This is a genomic window from Candidatus Woesearchaeota archaeon, from assembly GCA_003694805.1.
Lineage (GTDB): Archaea > Nanobdellota > Nanobdellia > Woesearchaeales > J110 > J110.
This window is the reverse complement of record RFJU01000074.1, coordinates 1-1,099: the sequence shown is the minus strand read 5'-3', so window position 1 is coordinate 1,099 and position 1,099 is coordinate 1. Positions and strand designations below refer to the sequence as shown.

Below are 1,099 nucleotides of genomic sequence, written 5' to 3'. Positions count from 1 at the left end.
GTAGTATAGACATACGTATCCGAAAAATAGGTAAGATTGACCGAGCCGGTAAGCAAGGTCATAACCTAAGATGTCGAACTTACCATAATTCACTCGGTCCGGCCCCTCGTACGGTGGTCGTACCATACTATGAAACCGTAGACGATAACGGTATTCAACGTGATGAGTTCGACTGGGATGCCGCGCTTGTAGGTGTTCTGCAGGAGTATATGGGGCAGTCCGCTGCGGCTAAAAATAAAGCAAAGGAAGTCCTAGGCTCTCTAGTAGAGTATCCAAAACACGGACATGGAAAGGTCTACAGCTGTGAACGTCTCGGTATAGACAAGCAGACAGCGTTAGATGAAATAATCACAGCCTCTGAACTCGGTAAACGTATTCAGGCTGATGAGCAGTTGGTAGGCGAACTACAACGCCTGCTTGGTATTGATGTTAAAGAAGAATGGAACCCATCCCTTAGGTTTATTTAAAGGATAACCAAATGTCAAAGAAAAAAACCAAAAAATCAAAAGCAAGTAAAGCTAGCAATGAAGACGTTGCGCCCGCTGAAGAGGAAGGTCAGGGCGTCCCTGAAGACGTTGCGCCCTCTGAGGCGGAAACTGTCAACGAAGAGGAAGGTCAGGGCGTCCCTGAAGACGTCGCACCCGCTGAAGAGGAAGGTCAGGGCGTCCCTGAAGACGTCGCACCCGATGAAGCGGAAACTGTCGAGGAAGTAGTCACTCAGCATAAGTACGTGAGTGACGAAAGTAGTCGGCTTCGTGTCGTCGCGTACGCTGATCCTGAGACTGGCGAAAAGAAACACTTCAAGATCACGGACGACGAAGGTAATGAGCTTGCTCTTGACTTCTCAGGCGGCAAAGGTGTTCGCCTAACCGCAGACGTGCTGCTCGCGGTGGTTTCGCATTATCTTGGTGGTTTTTCTGCCAAGTTCAAGGCTGACTCTCGGCTTGGTCCCGTGATAGGTAGCATTACCGGAGCTATGCAGAGTTTGTCGGCGCTTAAGGACAAGCTAACAAAGAAAGAGTAACTAGTGTCTTTTGGCGACGTGTTACGCAAAGCTCACGAGGAGTTTCCCAGTAAGCATTTGCGTTATGACCAAACT

General features: G+C 49.0%; 2 protein-coding genes. Both read left to right on the top strand.

Annotated features, from left to right (window positions below; genetic code table 11):
* The first annotated feature begins 113 nt into the window (after positions 1–113).
* Positions 114–467 (top strand): hypothetical protein, encoded by a 354-nt coding sequence (locus D6783_02840; protein ID RME53148.1) that lies wholly within the window; start codon positions 114–116, stop codon positions 465–467.
* Positions 468–478: 11 nt separating this feature from the next.
* A complete protein-coding gene (locus D6783_02835; GenBank protein RME53147.1) occupies positions 479–1,024 on the top strand; it encodes a hypothetical protein in 546 nt (181 codons plus the stop codon).
* The last annotated feature ends 75 nt before the right edge of the window (positions 1,025–1,099 follow it).